We start from the raw sequence: 19313 nt of genomic DNA, 5'->3' as shown, positions 1-19313 counted from the left end.
GGTGCCCGCTGTGCTGGCCGCCCGGGGAACGCTGGGGGTCGCCGGTCTGGCGTTGATGGGTGATCCCACCGGGGTGGTGGCCGCCGGGTTGGGGGCCGATCAGTTGGCGCGTGGCCTGGATTGGGCGTGGGCGGTGCGCACGCGGATCAAGGACCAGGGCGAGGCGCAGTTGGTGTTGGATCCGGTGGGTGAGCTGACGCCGGTGTTCGTCGAGGACTTGACGGAGGTGGCCCGGGACCGGCGGTCGGTGGTGGTGATCCTCGATGTGTGGGAGCGGATCGGCCCGGGTGTGGAGGAGTGGGTGCGGGATGTGGTGGCCGGGGAGCGGTACGGGGAGTTGCCGCTGAACGTGATCGTGGTGATGGCCGGGCAGAGCGCGTTGACGCCGGGAGTGTGGGGGGAGATGGCCCGGGAGGTGGTGCAGGTGTCGCTGGAGCCCTTCACCGAGGCCGAGGCGGGGGAGTTGTTGGCCCGGCACGGGGTGGTGGAGGAGTCGGTGGTGGCGACGATCCTGCGGCTGACCGGGGGGCTGCCGGTGCTGGTGGACATGCTCGCCCGCGCCCGCCCCACCGACCCCGGACAGGTCGGCGACCCGGCCGAGACGGCCGTGGAACGCTTCCTCGCCGGACAGAGCGACCCCGCCCGCCGGGAGGCGATCCTGGCCTGCGCCCTGCCGACCGAGATCGACGAGGACCTCTACCGAGCGGTGCTGACCGATGGCCGGCCGGAGGAGGACTGCGGATGGCTGGGGAACCTGCCGTTCGTGACCGCCGACGGCGGCCGCTACCGCTACCACCAGCTGGTGCGCGAACAGATGCTGCGCCTGCACCGCACCCGCTCCCCCCGCCGCTGGCGGGACCTCCACACCCGGCTGGCCGACCACCACGCCCGCGAACGCGAACACCTCGAGGTAACGCTCACCGATGATGGCCGACGATGGGGTGACGACCGGTGGGTCGCCCACCATATTGCCGAGGTTCATCACCTGCTGTGCGCCGACCCCCACACCGCCCTACCGGTAGCTCTGGCAGGTTCCGTTTGGGCTTGTGCTCGAGGTCCGGGCACTCTCCGTGCGTGGGCCGCCATGCTGCAGCAAGCCGGAGTCGAGAACGATCATCGGGAAGCTCTGAAGTGGGCTGAGCGTCTGATCTCTGGAAGTGAAGAGCCCGAAAGGCTGGTCACGGTTCTGGGACATCTGATCGCTGCGGTCGATCTACCCTCCGAAGTTCGTGTTTGGGCTCACCTTTTCCGCGGGTGGGAACACAGTCGAGCAAGAGACCGTGTCGTCGCCTCGCTCGATTTTGACCGGGCCGTTGAACTCGACCCGGACAACGTCTGGGCCCTGGCCAGTCGGGGCCGGACCCATCGCGAGCGGGGTGACCATGCTGCCGCGCTGGCCGACTTCGGGCGGGCCATCGAGCTTGATCCCGAGTACGCCTGGGCTCTCGCCGAACGCGGCCGAACCCACCATGCTCTGGGTGACCATGCTGCCGCGCTGGTTGATTTCGGGCGGGCCATCGAGCTTGATCCCGAGTACGCCTGGGCTCTCGCCGAACGCGGCCGAACCCACCGTGCTCTGGGTGACCATGCTGCCGCGCTGGTTGATTTCGGGCGGGCCATCGAGCTTGATCCCGAGTACGCCTGGGCTCTCGCCGAACGCGGCCGAACCCACCATGCTCTGGGTGACCATGCTGCCGCGCTGGTTGATTTCGGGCGGGCCATCGAGCTTGATCCCGAGTACGCCTGGGCTCTCGCCGAACGCGGCCGAACCCACCATGCTCTGGGTGACCATGCTGCCGCGCTGGTTGATTTCGGGCGGGCCATCGAGCTTGATCCCGAGTACGCCTGGGCCCTGGCCAGTCGCGGCCGAACCCACCGCGAGCTGGGTGACCATGCTGCCGCGCTGGTTGATTTCGGGCGGGCCATCGAGCTTGATCCCGAGTACGCCTGGGCCCTGGCCAGTCGCGGCCGAACCCACCGCGAGCTGGGTGACCACGCCGCCGCGCTGGCCGACTACACCCGCGCCGTCGAACTCAATCCCAAGGATGGACGTTGGTGTCATGAGGTGGCTGTGACGTATCGAGTGATGGGGCGGGAACAGGAGGCCCGGTGGTGGTGGGAGCAGGCATTGGGCAAGCTCGCCGCGTCAGTGCGAGCAGCCGGGAAGGATGAGGCGTGGTGGCGCTCCGGTGTGATGCTGGTGTACTGCGCCCGCTCCGAATGGCAGAAGTCGTCGGCGGAGTTGCGCATCCTGCAGAGTCTCGCGGACGGTCCGGCGGTTCTGCGTCGGCGTCTGCCGGATCTCGATGCCCTGCCGTTCGAGCCGGGCTCGAGCGAGCGACTGTTGGTGGAGTTCCGGGAGAGCGTCCGTGCCGTGGTGGAGGAACACTTCCCCGAGAGGTAGTTGTCTTCCCGTGGTGTCTCGCTTCCGAGCACGGGCCTTGCAGGCATGGCCTCGCGCTCGAAGGCGAGCACCGTACCCGCGTCCTGCTCCTGACAGCGGTTGACGACTTCCGGCACGAGCATGTGATGCGCTGGCAAGGAGATCGGCTGCATCGACACTCCGATTGCCCGCCGCCTCGCAGGACGACCGCCACCACTGTCACGCCGGTCGCGGCCTACCTGCGGATGACGTTGCGATCCTCGGACACCCTGAAGAACGGCCGCCACCATCGACCAGGCTTTTGGCGACCACGTCGGCCGGTTTGGTTGCAATCCTCAGCTGTCCCGAAGGACAGTCGCCACATGATGACCGTCGGGTCGATCAGTATCGACACAGCGTTGCGATTCTCGGTCACCCCGAGGGACGGCCGCCACTCAGCGCGGGCGATTATCACGGCGTGATAATCCAGCCCGGAGGGCAGCCTCTCGTGCGCTCCGGCGAAGGGCTACGCAGACCGAAGAGGGCGATCCCGCTCCGCCCCGGAAGGCGGCCACCACCGTCGCCGCACCGGCGCCCTCGCCGACTCCTACGTGGTGGAGTTGCGATCCTCGTTCGTCCCGGAGGACGGCCGCCACCGGGGACGGGCGATTATCACGGCGTGATAATGCTGCCCGAGCTGTATCCGGCCCGAGGGGCAAACCCTCGGAGACTTCGGCGAAAGGCCATGAAGACCGGAGAGGGCCGGCCCAGGCTGCCCCGAAGGACGGCCGCCACAGCCGGCACCCCCGAAGAACTCTTGGATCACGCGCAGTTGCGATTCTCGGCCGTCCCGGAAGACGACCGCGACTGTGGGTGACGGCGATCGTGCCGAAGGCACCGACGGTGTTGCGTTTCTCGGCCGCCCCGAAGGACGGCTGTTACCGGACCAAGCACTGGAAGGTTCGGTAGTTGTTGGCGCTGGTTCGGTCCGTACCTCTTCATCCTCGACACGCCCCTCCCTGATGAACCCCGCCACTGTCACCGCACACATCACGATAAGTGTATGGACAGGTACTGACAGAAAAATCTGTCTAATCTGGGGCAGAAGGGAACAGGAGACACCACATCAGTGTGCCGGAGGTGCTGGGGATGACTGGTTCTTCAGAGCCTGCCAGCTCCTGTCACCCTGCGCGTAAAGTTCCGCCGTCGCCTTGAGTAGTAGCTGCACGTCCTTGGCGGAGTGGCCGTCTGCGGTCATCTTCTCGCCCGAGGAGAGAGTCAACTCGAACTTCTTGTCCTTGTGACGCGCGCAGATGGCTTGGATGGCGCGCTGGAGGTTCGCCCACAGGAACGGTCCCACGCTCATCCCGATGATCGCCAGCGTGGGGCCAGCGCTGAACTCGACGCATTCGCTTGCCTCAATGTCCGCTTCGCGGAGCGCTGTGAAGACCTCGTCCATCAGCTCTGGCGGCAGCCGCAACTCCACCAGCTCGATCTCCGGTCTGGCCCCAATTCGCACCGAGATGAACTCGGTTGATTCACTTGCTGTACTCATAGGGCGACCCTACTGGTGGTGCGACTGGCCCGGGTTCGTGTCCGTCTGCTGATTCTTGGCCAGGCCTCGCCCCTCTACACGAGGGACGAACAGCGCTGCCCGGTTCCCCATATGTCAATGACGAGAAGTTACCTCTCTCAGCACGACACGGTTATCGGCCTTTCAGCCTGATCGCCCGCGAGCGGTCCCGGCCGGTGACGGCGCACCTTCCGCACCGGCCGCTGAAGGTAGAGGGCGCGGTACCGCAACTGGTGCACACCTGCCTGCCGGGCATGGCTGCGGGTCTCGGCTGGGGGATTGTCACGGCGAGGTCGGGCACTGCCCGGCTGTTAGCGGTGGGGGCGGCGGCCTGACGGCAGCGCCAGCATCTGCCCCGGTTCGACCGGCCGCAGCCGGGGCAGCGCTCTTCCAGGTCCGGTTCACGGCCGGTGACGTCGGTTTGCTCCTGGTCGTCTTCGTCCAGGAGCAGTAGCCCAGTGGCCTCCTCGGTGTGTACAGCGGCGAGAGCTTCGCGGTCGATCTCCAGCGGCGGCAGGACTGAGCCACTGGTGGCGGGCTGGAGGGTGGGGCTGGTCCAGAACAGGTCTGCGGGCAACGCGGCGGGGTAGCGGCTGGCGAGCCGGGCGATCAGTCCGGCGCCGTAGAGGTCGGTGGCGGCGTCGATGCCGTGGGCGTGCACGTAGCTGATCAGGACCTGCGGGTCCTGGTTCGCGGCGCCGCGGGCCAGGGCGCGGTCCCAGGCGGTCGGGTCGGTGATCAGCGGCGGGATGGCGTCCTGTTGCTGGAGGCCGAGGACCTGCTGCCGGGCCTGCAGGATCATCATTCGGATCATGGTGTCGGCCCGCAGTGCGGCGGTGCGCTGCGCTTCGGCCGGTGTCAGTTCCGGTGCCGGACCGGGTGCAGGGGGTGGGGGCGGAACGGCGTCCAGGGCTCCGGCGGCGAGTTGGGCGGTGATGTAGGCGGCGGGTCGGCTCGGGCGCCAGGAAGTGCCGATGCCGGCGGACTGCTCGGTGCGGGACCAGCTAGCCAACTCGGTCACGATGCTCTCGGCGTCCAGACCCCGGTCGATCAGAGGCCGGAGGGCGTAGGCCAGCTGTCGCAGTCCGGCTGCCTGGGTCCAGCCGATCCGGGGGCGGACCTGTTGGGCGATCGCGATGTCCTGCTCGACCTGTCGCACGGGACGGCCTGTCCCCCGGCAGTGGCTGCTCCTGGTGGTGGTCTTCGTCCGGGTGGGGATTCCGGGCGCGCAGAGCGTGTCTTTCAACCCCCCACTCACCTCAGCTTCCCGTGGTGGGTGGTACCCACCACGGGAATGGGGCTCACGGCCCGTCCCGGCCGGTGGCGAGCAGCGCTTCGAGGCACCGCTCCCTGCCGCTGCGGAGCGGGGCTTGACGGGCCGTCCGGAACGGCCGGACGTCCGCTTCGCCGCCCGCTCCCGCACCTCTGCGATGGCACGCTCGCGGCCGGCCTCCGTCACCCCGATCAGCCGGGCCCGGTAGCCGGTGCCGGACAGCCGGTGCCCCATCGCTTCGTCGTATACCGGCGGGATGACGGCGGCGTAGATCGTGGCCGTGGCGGTGTACTTCCGGCCCGGGAGACAGAGGTTCTGCTTGGAGCCGTGCCGGACCCACACCAGTGCACCGAGGGCCCGGAGGTAGCTGACGTGACGCTTCACCGTCGCCCGGCGAAGTACCGGTGCGGCGTGCCGTGCCGTCCAAGTCGTAGAGGACGTGCCCGGACTCGTAGTCCATCCGGGCCGCGAGATCCCGCGCCACGGCGAGAGTGGTCTCCCCGGCCTTCGGGTGCAGCCCGGAGCCGACCAGCCAAGCGACCGCGCGCATCCAGGCACGCGGCTGAGCACACCGGCTCGCGGTGTGCTGGATCGACTGCCGGCCGGCCGGGATCATTCCGCGCCGGCCAGGCTGTGTCGGGCTTCAGCGGGCGCCAGCGGCCTGTTCACCGTGAAGGCTGCAACACCCATGTGAACGACGCACTCAGCAGAGTGAAACCGAACACGCACACACGACCGGTCCAGCCCCTGAACAGGGAAGTCTCGGTCAAACGTCGCTTTGGTGACATGGGCAGGCTGGCATTGCAACCCAACGTGCTGCATGATGGGTGTAGCCCTTTCTGAGGGCAGCACAAAGCCCTCTTTGGGTTTTGGTTCCGGGAAGAACCTGAAGATCGAACCGTTCGAAGCCGGGTGGCACCGGGTCGAACAGCTTCTCCGGGAGGCTCTGTCAAGCCGACCGGAGATCAGAGGGGATGCTGAGCCTCGGTGAGTGGCATCACCGCAAAGCGCAGCCCCCGGGCGGAATCATCCGCCCCGTGACCTACCGCATCCCGACCCCCTCATCCGAGGGGTGAGTCGGAGTGCCCGGGCAAGAGCGCCCCGCCGTGGGTGCAGCGAGCATCACGCGCTGCATCCATGGCGGGGTGCTGTGTGTCGGGCGGAGGGTATGGGTACCATGACTCATGTCGAGACCTCCACTTAGGTCTGCGGCCGTGCCCCCGGACTTGCTCAAGGTCGCGGGGGCCTTCCACTTCTTTGATCCTGCTGAAGACATCCTAATCGCTCCGCTCATCCGGGATTACTCTTGGTATAACCGTGCCTCCTGCGGGAGGCGGTCGAGCGCGGGCCCTCATCGCGGCTGCCGACCGAGGAGGTCGGGCGATGACGGCCGTGAAGCCGGCTGCCCCGGGCACTGCAACCGTTGGCTCAGAGCCCGTCGGGCCCGGCCGGGCCCGGATCGAGAGCACCGGCACCGTACCGACTCCGTGATCGCCGAGGACCCAAAAGTCGGTCTGCGGGGCTTGCCGTTGAGAGGGGGCGCCGGGTTCGTCCACGGCCGGCAAGAGCGCAGCCGCCATGGGGTGAAAAATATGTTCGATATGGTCCTGCCGTGCGAGAGGGCGAGACCGGCCGGCGGGTGGAGTTGCTGGAGGAGGTTGGGCAACGGGCCGCGGTGGTGGTGTGGGAGAAGTTCGCGGAGCTCACCGAGGAGGAGATCGCCCAGTGCGCCGCGCAGGTCGGCATCGGCGCGGTCGGGTGCGCCGACCCGTCGAACCCCATGGTCCGGGACCACGTCTTCGACCCGGACCGGATGGTCTCCCTTCAGGGCGACGCCACCGGCGTCCATCGCCGGGACGCTTCGCCCGCATCCGGTCCATCGGCCGCGGGGCGGTCGAGCGGACACCCCTGAACCCCGGCACCCCTTCAGCCGGCTCCCGCGCCGGCTCCGGGTGCGGCTGCGCCACCGGGGCCTGCTGCCGGACGAGTTCACGCAAGTGCTTCGGACGGCGGCCGAGATCCAGGAGCCGCACGAGCCGGCCGCCCACCCGTACGGCCCGGCCTCGGCGTTCACCTCCCTCCACGAGCACTGCCCGGTGCCGCGCGCCGACGTGCCGAAGGCCGGCGCGGCGAATCGCCTCTTCCTGTGTGAGATGACGGACCGGACCCTGTGAGAGGGGACGAGCCTCCTCGACATCGCCACCCCGGACCGCCTGTGGACGCCTCCCGCGACGGGGAGTTCCACCGGGGGATCGAGCGTGAGCCGAGAGCGACGGAGAGCAACGCTGATCCAGCCATTCGTGTTAGCGTACGGTCGTACGGGCGGACAGGACTGGCATGATCGTGCTGGGGGGCACCTGTATGGTTAGGATGCCTTTCGTCCCACGTCAGCGACTTGTGGAAGAGATCCTCCACGCGAGGCATTCGGTCCTGATCGAGGCGGGCGGCGGGTTCGGCAAAAGCGTCCTGACCCAGCAGGTCCACGCCGGCGGCGGGTTGGGGGTGTACCTTCCGCGCGAGGGTCCCGTCACAGCCGACGAGCTGACATCCGCGATCCGCGAGGCCGCCGAGCAGCACGCCGGGTGTCCGCCCCCCCGGGGCACCGGCGTCGGCAGATGGATCAGCGAACTGTTGGCCGCGCCCACCGGGACGGGCATGCTGGTCGTCGACAACGCCGAGGCCCTCACCGACGATGCCGCGGCCTGGCTGGCCGACCTGGCGCAGGACCGCACGCTTCCGCTGCGCGTCCTGGTCAGCAGCCGCCTGCTGCCGGCCCCGCTGGCGGCCATGGAGTTCCGCGGTACCGCCGAGCGCTTCAACACCCAGGATCTGCGCCTCACCCAGGACGAGGCCACCGCCCTGGCCCGCATCGAGATCGGCGACGAGGACGGCGAACGGCTCGCCGCCACCCTGCACGACCTGTCGGGCGGCTGGGTGGCGTTGCTGCTGGTGATGCTGCGCCGGATCGCCCGGGAGCCCGACCGCATGGCGGCCGCCACCGGGCTGCTGCGCCACCCCGGCCTGATCCGTCAGCTGATGGACCATTACGCCGCCGTCCTCGATCCGGGCGACCGCTATCTGCTGACCCAGGTGGCCGCGTTCCCGATGGTGAACGACACCCTCGTCGAGGCGCTGGGCGAGCCGGGACTGCTGCGGCGCCTCATCCGGGCGGGTATCCCCTTCGCCGTCGGCGCCGACGGCTGGTCGCGGCTGTGCAGCGAGTCCAAGGAGCCCCTCACCGCGCTGGCGCCGCTCGACCCGGCCATCGCCCGGCGGGCCGCACCGCAGCTGATGGCCCAGGGCGCGGAGCTGGCCGCGGCCAGCCTGCTGGTGGACTGCGGCGACCCCGAAGAGGCCGCCATGCTCATCGCGAAGCTGCCCACCTCGCGAATCAACCAGTTGGACCCGGTCGAGTTCATCCATCTGATGGCCCGTCTCGGGCCCGCGGCCGAGGCCGCCCCGCAGGTGCTGCTGCACTTGGCACGCGCCCACCGCAACGTCGGCCAGCTCGCCGAGGAACGCGAGGTCCTCGGCCGGGCCCTGCGCGTCGTGCGGGAGCAGGACACCGACGGCGATCTCGGCGTCGAGGTGGAGAGCGAGTGGCTGATCCAGCGGGCGCTGCTGCGTGACCCCGACGTTCTCAACCGGGTCGAGCGGCTGCTGGCGGAAGCCGCCGAGGGCACCCGCGCCCAGGCCGGCCTGCTGGAGGCGCTGGGCGTGGCGCTGTCGGACCGTCCGGACGGGCCGAGCCTGCGCTGTGCCGAGAACGCGATGCGTCAGGCCGCCATCATCTGGGGCGAGTTGGGTGAACCCGCCCGGGTCGCCGCGGTCCAGCGGCGGCTGGCCACCCACATCCTGCCGGCGCAGGGCAAGACCGGCGAGGGTGCCCTGCTGCTGCGCCGGCTCGGTGCCACCAGCGGCACCCAGTTCGATCGCATGCTGTGCCTGGTCATGGAGGCCCGGCTGCTGGCGCTCAGCGGCGAGGCCGAGCAGGCGCCGGCCGCCCTCGACGACGCCATGCGCCTCGCCGAGCTGTTGCGCATCGACTGGGTGGCGGGCCATGTCGCCTGGACCCGCCTGATCCTGGCGGCTAACGAGCACGACAAGTCGGGGGTGTTGGAGCAGTTGGCCCTGGCCGAGGCCCACCTCGGCCAGATGATCCCGGACAGCGGCGGTCTGCAGTTCCTGTGCGAGGCAGCCGACGCCTGCGCCGCGGTCGGGGCCGAGGCGCCCTCGGCCCGGCTGATCGCCGCGGCCCGCGAGCACCGCATCGAGGACCCGGTGACGGTGGCGTTGACGGAGGCGTTCATCGACGCCCGCCGGGGCAAGCCCGACGCGGCCGAGGTCCTGCAACGCATGCTGGAGGACCACGAGATCGCCCCCTGGCTTCGGTGGAAGGCCGAACTGCTGACCGGCTACGTCCGCCATGCCGCCGGCCACGTCGACGCCGCCGGCCGGCGCATGCTGATCGCCCTGGACCGGGCGGCGAGTCTGGGCCATCCCGACCTGCCCGACCGGCGGGAGCCGCAGGTGGTCGGCGTCCTGCGCTCGGCCATCCGGTTGACCCCGGCGGCGGTGACCGAGACCGCCGCCCCCGACGGCTGTTACGAGGTGCGGGTCCTGGGCGGCTTCGAGGTCCGGCAGGGCTCCCGGGTGTTGCAGGGGACCGGTCGGGCCAGCCAGTTGGTGAAGCATCTCGTGCTCGCGGGCGGATCCGTGCGCGTCGAGACGATGGTCGAGATGCTGTGGCCGGGCGAGCTGCCGGGGGTCGGCCAGCGCCGCCTCAAGAACGTCCTGACCCGGGCCCGCGCCACCTACGGCTCGCTCGTCACCCGCGCCGGAGGGATGCTGTGCCTGGCCCCGTGCCGGGTCGACCTGCACGTGTTCGAGGACCTGGCACGGGCCGTCGCCGCCGCGCAGCACGACGAACGGGTCTCCCGCGCCCGGCATGCGCTCGCCGCCTTCAGCGGGCTGCTGCTGCCCGACGACCTCTACTGTGACCGCATCGCCAAGCGCCGCGAGGTCGTCCGCCACCGGGTGCTCGGCCTGATCGACGTGGTGCTGTCGGCCGCGCTGGAGGCAGGCGACGTGGAGCAGGCGATGGACCGGCTGGAGACGGCGATGGAGCTCGACCCCTACGACCAGGAGCGGCCCCTGCGGGTCGCCCGCTCCCTGGTCGCGGGCCGGCGGTACCTGGAGGCGGGCGACCTCGCCGCGCGGGTGATCGCCGCCGCCGACGAGTTGGGCCTTCCCTTCGCCGTCGAGTGGGAGGAGCTGGCGCTCAGCCCGCTGGACGAGCCGCGGACGACACGGGATGCGACGCCGCCAGTTCCTCGCACCACGAGTCGAGGCGGTCGGCCCGCAGCAGATGGGTTCCCACCAGAAGTCCGGCGTAGCCGGCGCTGAGCAGCCGGGCGGCCACCTTCGGGTCGTCGATCCCGCTGGCGCTGACGGGGCACGGTGTCCCCGTCCCCCGCACGGCGGGCAGCAGCCGGAGGCTGCGGTCCACGTCGGCGGCTCCGCGCTCGCGGGCCTTGATGTCCTTGTTGTTGACGGCCACCACGCTCCCCTCGCACGAGGGCAGGCCCTCGATCTCGACGACGTCGGTCACCTCGATGAACGGGGTGAGGCCGAGCGCGAGGGCGCGCTCGGCCAGCCGTGCCAGCGCCACCCGCGGCAGCAGCGCGGCGGTGAGCAGCACCGCGGACGCACCGAGGTCGCGGGCCACCCGCAGCTGGCCGGTGTTGGTGATGAAGTCCTTCTGCAGAACGGGCAGTTCGGTGCAACGGGTGACCTCGGCCAGCAGGTCGGTGGTGCCCCCGAACCAGCGGCCGGTGACGACCGACAGGCAGGGGGCGCCGGCCGCCTCGAAGCGGGCGACGAGCTCGCTCACCGGGCGGCCGCGGAACAGGTCCTCGCCGTCCGCCGAGCGGGGCTTGAGCTCCATGATCACGGGGCGCCGGGCAGCGGTCAGGGCGTCCACGAACGAGGTACCCATCAGCCGACCTCCTCCATGTCGGGGGCGGCACTCCAGTGCTGCCGGATGCTGCCGACGCTCTGGGCACAGAACGCGCCCGTCAGGTCCCGGGCCGCGGTGTCGACGTCGGCACCGGCGAAGCGGGGGTGGGCGGCCACCTTCTCGTAGCGCGAGCGGTTGGCGGCCGACAGGCCCCCGGCGACGAGGAACGGCAGCCGCGTCGCCTCGGCCAGATCGATCACCACGTCGGGGTCCAGCGACAGGCCGGTGCTGCCCACCTGTCCCCCCTCGCCGATGGCGTCGAAGAGGAACAGGTCGGTCCCCGCCCGCTGGTAGGAGGCCAGCAGCGGGCGTTCGACGCAGACGTCCCCGGCGACGTGCAGGACCTTGACCACCGTGGTCTCCGGCCAGCGCCGCTTGATCGCCGCCACCACGCCCGGGGGTTGGTAGCCGTGCAGTTGCAGCCATTGCACGCCGGCGGCCCGGGCGGCCCCGCCGATGGCCGCCGGGTCCCGCAGGAAGGTGACCAGGACCGGCTCCGGGGCCGCCCGGTCCGCGGGCACCGCGACGGTGCGGCACCTGCGGGCCAGGGCGGCGAAGCGGCGCGGTGACAGGTCGGCGGGGCCGCCCGGTACGCCGTGCCACAGGCCGATCAGGTCGACGCCCGCGTCCGCGAGCAGGGCGATGTCGTCGCGGCTGGTGGCGCCGCACACCTTGAGCAGCATGTCTCTCACAGTCCCAGCACGGAGGAGATCCGGTTGTACTGGATCTCCGTGGTGCCCGAGTAGATGGTGCCGGCGACGGCGTTGGCCAGTTCCCGGTCCAGGCCGTACTCCGACATGTAGCCGTTGCCGCCGAAGATCTGGATGGCGGCCAACCCGGAGGCCACGTTGGCCTCGCTGGTCAGCAGCTTGCTGATCGCCACGTCCTCGGTGACGTCCTGCCCGGCGGCGAGGCGGTCGGCGGTGTCGTACAGCCACCTGCGGGCCGTCTCCAGCCGGATCCGCATGTCCACCAGTTTGTGCGAGATCGCCTGGTAGGAGCCGATCGGCTTGCCGAACTGGACGCGCGTCCGGGCGTGTTCGAGGCAGCGGTCGAACCGGTGCTGCATCTCCCCGATGTTGATGATGAAGGAGCAGAGGATCTCCCACTTCATCACGTGCTCCAGCAGCAGGTACCCCCGCCCGACGCCCCCGAGCACCCGGTCGGCGGGCACCCGCAGGTCGTCGAAGTACAGCTCGCTCATCGGCGAGGAGGTCAGACCCATCTTCTTGAGCGGCTGACCGGTCGAGAAGCCGGGGGTGTCCGTGTCGACCAGGAAGGCGGTGATGCCGAGCGGACCGCCCTCGGGTCGGGTGCGGGCGTAGACGACGACCACGTCGGCGACGGGCCCGTTGGTCACGAAGCTCTTGCTGCCGTTGAGCACGAAGTGGTCGCCGTCCCGGACGGCCCGGGTTCGCATGCTCAGGGCGTCCGAGCCGGTGTCGGGCTCGCTGATGGCGTGGGCGCCGATCAGCTCGCCCGCGCACAGCCGGCGCAGGTACCGGTCCTGCTGCGCGTCGGTCCCGAAGTGCTGCACCGGGACGCCGGTGCTGCAGATCGTGGTGGCGACGGAGAAGCTCAGCCCTCCGTCGCGGCACCCCTGGCCGAGTGCCTCCAGCAGGAACATGGTGGTCGGCAGGTCGAGGCCGGCGCCTCCCCGGGCGGGGTCGAACGGCAGGCCGAGCATGCCCGACTCGCGGACCCGCTTCCACAGATCCCAGGGGAACGCGTCGCCGGCGGTGTCGGGGTGGGGGTGGTCGGTGGGTGCCGTGGCGGTGAGGTCGCGACACCATCGTTCCATGCCCTCGCGGAGGGCGAGCTGGTCTTCGTTCCAGGTGCGCATGGCGTGACCTCAGTACGTCGAGGCGCCGGCGGCGTCGAGGCTGTGCCGCTCGTCGCCGCGCAGGGCGGGCGAGAACACGCACACCAGACGGAGGTCGGCGTCCGGGTCGGCGATCAGGTAGTGGGGGTCGTGGTCGTCGAGCGCGTAGAGCGTGCCCGGCGTGATGCGGTGCGAGGTGCCGTCGAGGGTGATGACCTCGCCGGAGCCCTCGATGCAGTAGCAGGCCTCCAGGTGGTTGCGGTACTCCAGCAGCGACTTGGTGCCGGCCCGCACCGTGGTGTCGGTGAGGGAGTAGCCGAGGCCGTCGGCCTCCAGCAGGAAGCGGCGGCTGAGGCCGTTGCCCCAGTCGACGCTGGGGACGTGGTCCAGTTCGCGCACGATCATGGGTGTGCTCCTCTCAAGAGGCGGGAATCGGGTTCGCGGGGACGGTGGTGGCGGGCCGTCGGCCGGGACGCAGGCCGGCGACGAGCTCCGCGAGGTCGGCGACGACGTCCCCGCCGGCGGCGAACGACTCGGAGGCGCGCGCGACGACGGCGCTGCCGACGACGGCGGCGTCGGCACCCACCGCGTGCACCCGCGCGACATCGGCCGCGGTGCGCACCCCGAAGCCGACCGCGATCGGCGCCTCGGTGCGCGCCCGCAGCGCCTCGATGGGGGCGCGCAGGGCGCCGGCATCGGGGGCGGGGCCGGACCCGCTCGTCCCGTAGTGCGCCACCAGGTACACATAGGAGGTGGCCCGGGCGGCCGCCTCGGCCACCACCGCGGGGGACGAGGAGGCGTAGCAGGTGGTGACGACGGGCAGCCCGGCGGTGCCCGCCCGGTCGTAGAACTCCGGGCGGACCCTCGGCGGCGCGCCGTGCATCAGCACGCCGGCCGCCCCGGAGTCGGCGATGGCCGTGACGACCTCCGCCATCGAGCGGGGGCGGACGGTGTGCGCCCAGTCGGCGAGGACGACCACCCGCAGGTGGCGGTGGCGGGCGCGGGAGCGTTCGACGAAGGCGAGGGTCTCGCCGAGGCCGGTCCCGGCCGCCAACGCCCGGTCGGCGGACCGGCGGATCACCGGCCCGTCGCTGATCGAGTCCGGGAACGGCACGGCCAGTTCCAGGACGTCGACCTCCTGCTCGTCCAGCATGTCGGCGACGTCGTCCAGCACGTCGAACGGCGGATCGCCGGCGTTGAGGAACACGGCCAGGCCCGGCGGGCGGGCGAACAGCTCAGCCACCGGAGACCCCCTCGCCCACCGGCTGCGGCGGTGCCGCAGCCATCGCGTCGGCCCGCACGGCGGCGACCAGCTCGGCCACCGCGCCGTCCCGCATCGCCGCGACGGCCTCGGCGACGGCGGGGCGCCAGTGGGTCCGCCGCCCGGCCGCGATCGTCAGGGCGGCGGCGTTGAGGGCGACGGTCTCGGTGGCCACCGTGCCCGCCCGCCCGGACACCACGTCCAGGAAGTGGTCGACGACCCGGTCGGGTTCGGTCACCGGCGCCAGGTCCGCCAGGGCGCCGTCGGTCGTGTTCAGGGTGTGGCGGTTCAGCCGGATGAGGGGCAGCCGGGCGCCGGGATGGATGACGTTGTCGGCGAAGCCGATCAGTTCGTCGGTGCCGACGTCGTTGGTGCACAGCCAGACCTCGCGGTCCTCGACCGCCGTCGCCAGGCTCCGGGCCAGGGGCAGCAGTCCTGGGCCGGACAGGCCGGTGACCTGCCGGGTCCCCGGCAGTGCCGGCAGGAACGGGCCGAGGGTGTTGAGCAGGCGGCCGTAGGGCCGCATGGGCAGGGGCAGGATGCGCCGGGCCAGCACGGTCAGCTCGACCGGATACACGAAGTACCCGGCGAAGGCGATGCCGTGCCGGCCCAGCGAGGCCGCCGTCTCGTCATGGGACTTGGTGAGCGGGATGCCCAGCCGGGTGAGCAGGTCGATCGAGCCGTAGGCACTGGTGTGGGCCCGGGACCCGGTCTTCAGGACGGGCGTGCCCAGAGCGGCGGCGACCAGGGCGGCGGCGGTGGAGATGTTGAAGGTCGCCGCGCCACCGCCGGTGCCGACGACGTTGACCGCCCCGGGGAACGAACGGACCGGTCCGGGGCGGCGGGCGTGCAGGGACCGCACCAGGTCGGTGAGCGTCTCGGGGGAGACCGAGTCGCGGCAGAGTTCGGCCATGAGCGACGCCGGCTCGCCGGGTTCCAGCGTGTCGGCGCTCAGCTCGTCCCAGAACGAGGACCAGGTGGCGGCGTCGACCCGGCGGCCGTTGCGCAGAGCGGTGAACGCGTCGTGCACGGGTCAGCCCGCCTCGACCGGAACCGACGCCCGCGCCACGAAGGAGCCGATGGCGTCGACGCTGCGGAAGTTGTCGGGGTCCAGGGCCGCGTCGTCGACGGTCACGGCGAACTCGGTCTCGATCCAGGCGATGATCTTGAGCAGTCCGAGGCTGTCCACCACGCCATTGGTCAGCAGGTCGTAGTCGGTGGCGAGGTCGCCGGCCGAGACCTCGGGCAGGAATTCCTCGATCAGGTAGCTCTTGATCAGGGTCTCGTTGTTCATCGGACGGTTTCCTTTCGGGTGGGGGTCGTCGTCCCCGGGCGGGACGGCGTCGGAAGCGGACCGAGTGACTGCCGGTCGGGCTTGCCCGTCGTGGTGCGGGGCAGGGGCTCCTCGGTCAGGCGGAAGGTCGCGGGGATGGCCGCCGTGGGCAGCTGCCGGGCGCAGTGCCCGCGGAGGGTCAGGGTGTTGACGGACGCACCCGGCACCCGGCGCAGCACGGCGTGCAGCAGGTGGCCGGCGACGGGGTCGGGGACGGCGAGCACCACGGCTTCGGCGATCTCCTCGTGGTCCAGCAGCACCTGCTCGACCACCGCGGTGTTGACCCGGGTGCCGCGCACCTTGACCTGGAAGTCGTTGCGTCCTTCGAGGTACAGGAGGCCGGTGGGGTCGCGGCGCACGATGTCGCCGGTCCGGTAGAAGCGCGTGGCGGTGCCGGGCGGGCGGCCCGCCGGGGCGTCCACGAACGGCCCGGGGGCCGCCGGGTCGGCGCCGAGGTAGCCGGCGGACTGGAACGGCGTGGCGACGACGAGCTCGCCCCGGCCCGGTCCGCTCACCACGGCGCCGTCCGCGTCGAGGACGACCGCCTCGACGCCGGGCAGCGGGCTGCCGATCGGGATGCCGCCGGGCGGCAGCGCCTGCGGGTCCACCTCGTGCAGAAAGCTGTCGTTCGTCTCGGTGCAGCCGTAGAGGTTGTAGAAACGGGCACCGGGATACACGGCGGGCAGCCGGGCCAGGCAGCGGGCGGGCATGTGGTCGCCGGTGAACAACACATGGCGGACCGAGGTGAGGCGGCGGGCCGGCTCCCCGGCGGCGCCTGCGGCGTCCGCGGCGTCGGCCAGCAGCTGGTGGGCCATCGGCACGGCCTGCACGACTGTCACGGCGTGGTCGTCGACGACGTCGAGCAGGTGACGGCCGTTGGTGGCCGCATCCGGGTCGACGAGGACGACCTGCCCGCCGTGGTGGAGCGTGGCCCACACGTCGAGGAAACAGAGGTCGAAGTTGAGCGGGGCGTAATTGAGGACGCAGGCCCCCGGGCCCAGCTCGAACCGGGCCGCGGCCCAGTCGACGAACCGCTCGACCGCGCCCGCCGACAGCGGCACCAGCTTGGGCACGCCCGTGGATCCGGAGGTGGTGAGGACGAAGGCGACGTCCTCACCGGCACCGGGCGCGGCGGGGGCCGCGAAGGGCACGGGGTCCGGGGCGGCGCCGGCGTGGTCGGCGTCTTCCGCGCCGAGGACGTGACGGCAGCCGGCCCGGGCCAGCAGCCGCTGCCGGGTGACGGCGGGCAGTGTGGCCGGGGGCAGCACCACCGCGAGGCCGGCCCGCAGGCACGCCAGCACCAGCGCGATGGTCCCGGGGGTCTTGGTGGCGGGTACGGCGATGGGCTCGCCACCGGCCGTGTCGAGCCGGTCGAGGCGGGCCGACGCATCGGCGACCAGGCGGGCCAGCTCGCCGTAGGACACGCGCCGGCTCCTCGTCACGAGGGCGGTGGCATCCGGGCGGGCCTCGACCTGCCGGGCAAAGGACGTCCAAAGCCTGGTTCGTTTCATCTCCGGCATCGTGCCGATGGACTCGCAATATCAACGCAAGTCCTGTTGCTCGTATGCCAGTTGACGTGTTGTCAGTCGTACGGGTGACGGCCGTGCGCCCTACGGAACGGAGTCCGGGGGCACGTGGCCGTCACGGTCGGTCCTGCGTTGAGCCAGGGGGTCGCGCGGAACGGGTTCGTGCGGGACCGGGTGGTGCGGTGCGGATGCCGGCGGGGCGCCGCCACGGGCTGGGCGGGCGGTCGTCCCGCCGGATCCACCGGACCGGGTTACGCGGGCTTCCAGACGCCGGTCGGGGCGACCTCGGCCACGAAGTCGGCGAAGTCCCGGGGCTTGCGGCCCAGGGCGCGCTCGACGCCGTCGGCCAGCGAGCTGTTGCGGCCGTCGAAGAACTCGGAGAGGCACGTCGCCAGCGTGTCGGCGAACTCGCGCGGGGCGCCTTCGTTGACGACGGCGTCGGCGAATTCCTTCGGGCTGATCGGCTCGTAGTGCATCTTCTGGCCCGTCACCCGGGCGATCTCGGCGACGGCCTCGGCGAAGGTCCACAGCCGGGGACCGGTCAGCTCGTAGCGCTCCCCCACGTGGTGGTTCTCGGTCAGGGCCGCCACCGCGACGTCCGCGATGTCCTCCGCGTCGACGAACGGATCGGAGTTGTCACCGAAGGGCAGCGCCAGCACGCCCTGCCGCAGCGGCTCCAGGAACACGCCCTCGTCGAAGTTCTGGTTGAACGAGGCCGGCGCGATGATGGTCCACTCCACCGGAAGGCTCGTCACGGCGTCCTCGCACCGCATGGCCTCCTCCTGGTTGCGGGCGGACAGCAGGACCAGGCGCTCGACGCCGGCGTCGACCGCCAGCCGGGCCACCGCCCCGACGTCGTCGCCGGCACCCGGCCACTCCACCTCGGGGTAGTACATCAGGAATGCCGACTTGACGCCGACGAAGGCGCCGGCCCAGGTCGAGGAGTCCTCCCAGTCGAACGGAATCTCTGCGGTGCGGGAACCGATCCGCACGTTCACGCCGCGCTCGGTCAGCTTTCGGGCCACTCGGCGACCGATGCGGCCGGTTCCACCAAGGACCAGGGTCGTGTGCTCGTTTGTCGTCATGACCTCAGTCTGCACGCGAGATTCTGGACGATCCATGGCTGAGATGCCAAAAGGCATATCTGGTCGTCTATTCTTGGGTGGATGGACGCACTCGCAGGACTCCTCGAAGGCCCACGAGCCAGCGGCGCCTTTCTCCTCCGCATCGTGCTGGAGACCCCCTGGTCGATCCGGGTCCAGGACCGGTCGCCGCTCTGCGTGGCCGTGATGCTCAGCGGCGAGGCCCGCATCGAACCCGACAGCGGCGAACCGGTACGGCTGGTTCCCGGGGACGTGGCCATCATCCGCGGGCCGGACCCCTACGTGATGCGCGACGACCCGACGACGGAACCGCAGGTCATCGTCCACCCCGGGCAGCAGTGCGTCACGCCCGAGGGCGTCGAGCTGCGCGAACGGATGTCGCTGGGCGTCCGCACCTGGGGCAGCAACCCCGACGGGCCCGTGCAGCTGCTCCTCGGCGTGTACGAGGAGGTGGGCGCGGTCGGCCAGCGGCTCCTCGACGTGCTGCCGCCACTGCTGGTGGTCTCCGACGACACCTGGGACTCCACGCTCGTCCCCGTGCTCGCCCGGGAGGTCACCAAGCAGGGGCCGGCCCAGGGCGTGGTGCTCGACCGGCTGCTCGACCTGCTTCTCATCTCGGTGCTGCGCGTCTGGCTGGATCGGCCCGAGTCCGAGGCCCCGCCCTGGTACCGGGCCCACACCCACCCCGTGGTCGGCGAGGCCCTTCGGCTGTTCCACGAACAGCCGGCGGACAACTGGACCCTCGGCCGGGTCGCCACCGAGATCGGCGTCTCCCGGGCGACCCTCGCCGACACCTTCCGCAGCACCGTCGGCACGCCGCCCATGACCTACCTCACCGAATGGCGCCTCGCCCTCGCCGCCGACCTGCTGCGCCAGTCCGACGCCACCCTCAACGCCGTGGCCCGCCAGGTGGGTTACAGCACCGGATTCGCCCTGAGCACCGCCTTCAAGCGTGTCTACGGCGTCAGCCCACAAGAACACCGCAACACCACGGCCGCGGCGGTATAGGCGCGGCGGTGGTGTCGCGGTGCGGGGCGGGGC

At 71.2% G+C, this 19313-nt stretch carries 15 protein-coding genes and 1 pseudogene; 5 read left to right on the top strand and 11 right to left on the bottom strand.

Annotation, left to right across the window (positions count from 1 at the left end; all coding sequences use genetic code 11):
- The coding region (locus FNQ90_RS01120) for a tetratricopeptide repeat protein (RefSeq protein ID WP_182604533.1) at positions 1 to 2404 on the top strand (2404 nt) is incomplete at its 5' end.
- A 1084-nt stretch (positions 2405 to 3488) separates the two neighbouring features.
- On the opposite strand, the gene FNQ90_RS01115 is transcribed toward FNQ90_RS01120, so the two are convergent.
- Together FNQ90_RS01115 and FNQ90_RS01110 are read right to left on the bottom strand one after the other, a co-directional pair.
- Entirely contained in the window at positions 3489 to 3848 is a 360-nt protein-coding gene (locus FNQ90_RS01115) for a hypothetical protein (RefSeq protein WP_182604532.1), read from the bottom strand.
- 220 nt (positions 3849 to 4068) lie between these two features.
- On the bottom strand, positions 4069 to 5592 hold the full coding sequence (locus FNQ90_RS01110; RefSeq protein ID WP_182604531.1) for a hypothetical protein: 1524 nt from the start codon (positions 5590 to 5592) through the stop codon (positions 4069 to 4071).
- Between the two features lie 1228 nt (positions 5593 to 6820).
- On the opposite strand from FNQ90_RS01110, the gene argS reads away from it, so the two are divergent.
- From argS to FNQ90_RS28320, 3 genes and pseudogenes are all read left to right on the top strand, one after another.
- On the top strand, positions 6821 to 7120 hold the full coding sequence (argS, locus tag FNQ90_RS01105; protein WP_182604530.1) for an arginine--tRNA ligase domain-containing protein: 300 nt from the start codon (positions 6821 to 6823) through the stop codon (positions 7118 to 7120).
- Between the two features lie 85 nt (positions 7121 to 7205).
- On the top strand, positions 7206 to 7382 hold the full coding sequence (locus tag FNQ90_RS01100; RefSeq protein ID WP_182604529.1) for a DALR anticodon-binding domain-containing protein: 177 nt from the start codon (positions 7206 to 7208) through the stop codon (positions 7380 to 7382).
- A 163-nt stretch (positions 7383 to 7545) separates the two neighbouring features.
- A pseudogene (locus FNQ90_RS28320) lies at positions 7546 to 10344 on the top strand (hypothetical protein); the annotation flags it as partial.
- Between the two features lie 145 nt (positions 10345 to 10489).
- Here FNQ90_RS28320 and FNQ90_RS01095 read toward each other — a convergent pair.
- From FNQ90_RS01095 to FNQ90_RS01055, 9 genes are all read right to left on the bottom strand, one after another.
- Complete coding sequence (locus FNQ90_RS01095) at positions 10490 to 11206, bottom strand: beta/alpha barrel domain-containing protein (RefSeq protein ID WP_182604528.1); 717 nt, start codon at positions 11204 to 11206, stop codon at positions 10490 to 10492.
- On the bottom strand, positions 11206 to 11910 hold the full coding sequence (locus FNQ90_RS01090; RefSeq protein ID WP_182604527.1) for a phosphoribosylanthranilate isomerase: 705 nt from the start codon (positions 11908 to 11910) through the stop codon (positions 11206 to 11208). The genes FNQ90_RS01095 and FNQ90_RS01090 overlap by 1 nt, the downstream gene beginning before the upstream one ends.
- 5 nt (positions 11911 to 11915) lie before the next feature.
- Positions 11916 to 13070, bottom strand: coding sequence for an acyl-CoA dehydrogenase family protein (locus FNQ90_RS01085; RefSeq protein WP_143616257.1), 1155 nt, complete (start codon positions 13068 to 13070; stop codon positions 11916 to 11918).
- Between the two features lie 9 nt (positions 13071 to 13079).
- Entirely contained in the window at positions 13080 to 13454 is a 375-nt protein-coding gene (locus tag FNQ90_RS01080; protein WP_182604526.1) for an ectoine synthase, read from the bottom strand.
- Positions 13455 to 13467: 13 nt separating this feature from the next.
- Positions 13468 to 14292 carry a tryptophan synthase subunit alpha gene (gene trpA, locus FNQ90_RS01075; RefSeq protein ID WP_182604525.1) on the bottom strand — a complete coding sequence of 275 codons (825 nt, stop codon included), beginning with the start codon at positions 14290 to 14292 and terminating at the stop codon, positions 13468 to 13470.
- Positions 14285 to 15340 carry a hypothetical protein gene (locus FNQ90_RS01070; RefSeq protein WP_182604524.1) on the bottom strand — a complete coding sequence of 352 codons (1056 nt, stop codon included), beginning with the start codon at positions 15338 to 15340 and terminating at the stop codon, positions 14285 to 14287. The genes trpA and FNQ90_RS01070 overlap by 8 nt, the downstream gene beginning before the upstream one ends.
- A gap of 3 nt (positions 15341 to 15343) precedes the next feature.
- Entirely contained in the window at positions 15344 to 15604 is a 261-nt protein-coding gene (locus FNQ90_RS01065; protein ID WP_182604523.1) for a phosphopantetheine-binding protein, read from the bottom strand.
- Positions 15601 to 17154, bottom strand: a complete 1554-nt coding sequence (locus tag FNQ90_RS01060; protein ID WP_182604522.1) for an AMP-binding protein — start codon at positions 17152 to 17154, stop codon at positions 15601 to 15603. The genes FNQ90_RS01065 and FNQ90_RS01060 overlap by 4 nt, the downstream gene beginning before the upstream one ends.
- A 266-nt stretch (positions 17155 to 17420) precedes the next feature.
- Positions 17421 to 18269 carry an NmrA family NAD(P)-binding protein gene (locus FNQ90_RS01055; protein ID WP_323379719.1) on the bottom strand — a complete coding sequence of 283 codons (849 nt, stop codon included), beginning with the start codon at positions 18267 to 18269 and terminating at the stop codon, positions 17421 to 17423.
- A gap of 66 nt (positions 18270 to 18335) precedes the next feature.
- On the opposite strand from FNQ90_RS01055, the gene FNQ90_RS01050 reads away from it, so the two are divergent.
- Positions 18336 to 19280: an AraC family transcriptional regulator gene (locus FNQ90_RS01050; RefSeq protein ID WP_182604521.1), complete on the top strand. Its 945-nt coding sequence runs from the start codon at positions 18336 to 18338 to the stop codon at positions 19278 to 19280.
- Positions 19281 to 19313 lie beyond the last annotated feature (33 nt).

Origin of the sequence: Streptomyces alkaliphilus (genome assembly GCF_014141535.1) — a bacterium.
Classification (GTDB): Bacteria; Actinomycetota; Actinomycetes; order Streptomycetales; family Streptomycetaceae; genus Streptomyces; species Streptomyces alkaliphilus.
The sequence above is the reverse complement of the archived record's forward strand: the minus strand, read 5'-3'. Positions and strand labels throughout refer to the sequence as shown.

Coding starts and splice junctions, on each gene's coding strand:
- FNQ90_RS01095 (WP_182604528.1), bottom strand. CDS start 11,206: ATGGGTACCTCGTTCGTGGACGCCCTGACCGCTGCCCGGCGCCCCGTG.
- FNQ90_RS01090 (WP_182604527.1), bottom strand. CDS start 11,910: ATGCTGCTCAAGGTGTGCGGCGCCACCAGCCGCGACGACATCGCCCTG.
- FNQ90_RS01085 (WP_143616257.1), bottom strand. CDS start 13,070: ATGCGCACCTGGAACGAAGACCAGCTCGCCCTCCGCGAGGGCATGGAA.
- FNQ90_RS01080 (WP_182604526.1), bottom strand. CDS start 13,454: ATGATCGTGCGCGAACTGGACCACGTCCCCAGCGTCGACTGGGGCAAC.
- FNQ90_RS01065 (WP_182604523.1), bottom strand. CDS start 15,604: ATGAACAACGAGACCCTGATCAAGAGCTACCTGATCGAGGAATTCCTG.
- FNQ90_RS01060 (WP_182604522.1), bottom strand. CDS start 17,154: ATGAAACGAACCAGGCTTTGGACGTCCTTTGCCCGGCAGGTCGAGGCC.
- FNQ90_RS01050 (WP_182604521.1), top strand. CDS start 18,336: ATGGACGCACTCGCAGGACTCCTCGAAGGCCCACGAGCCAGCGGCGCC.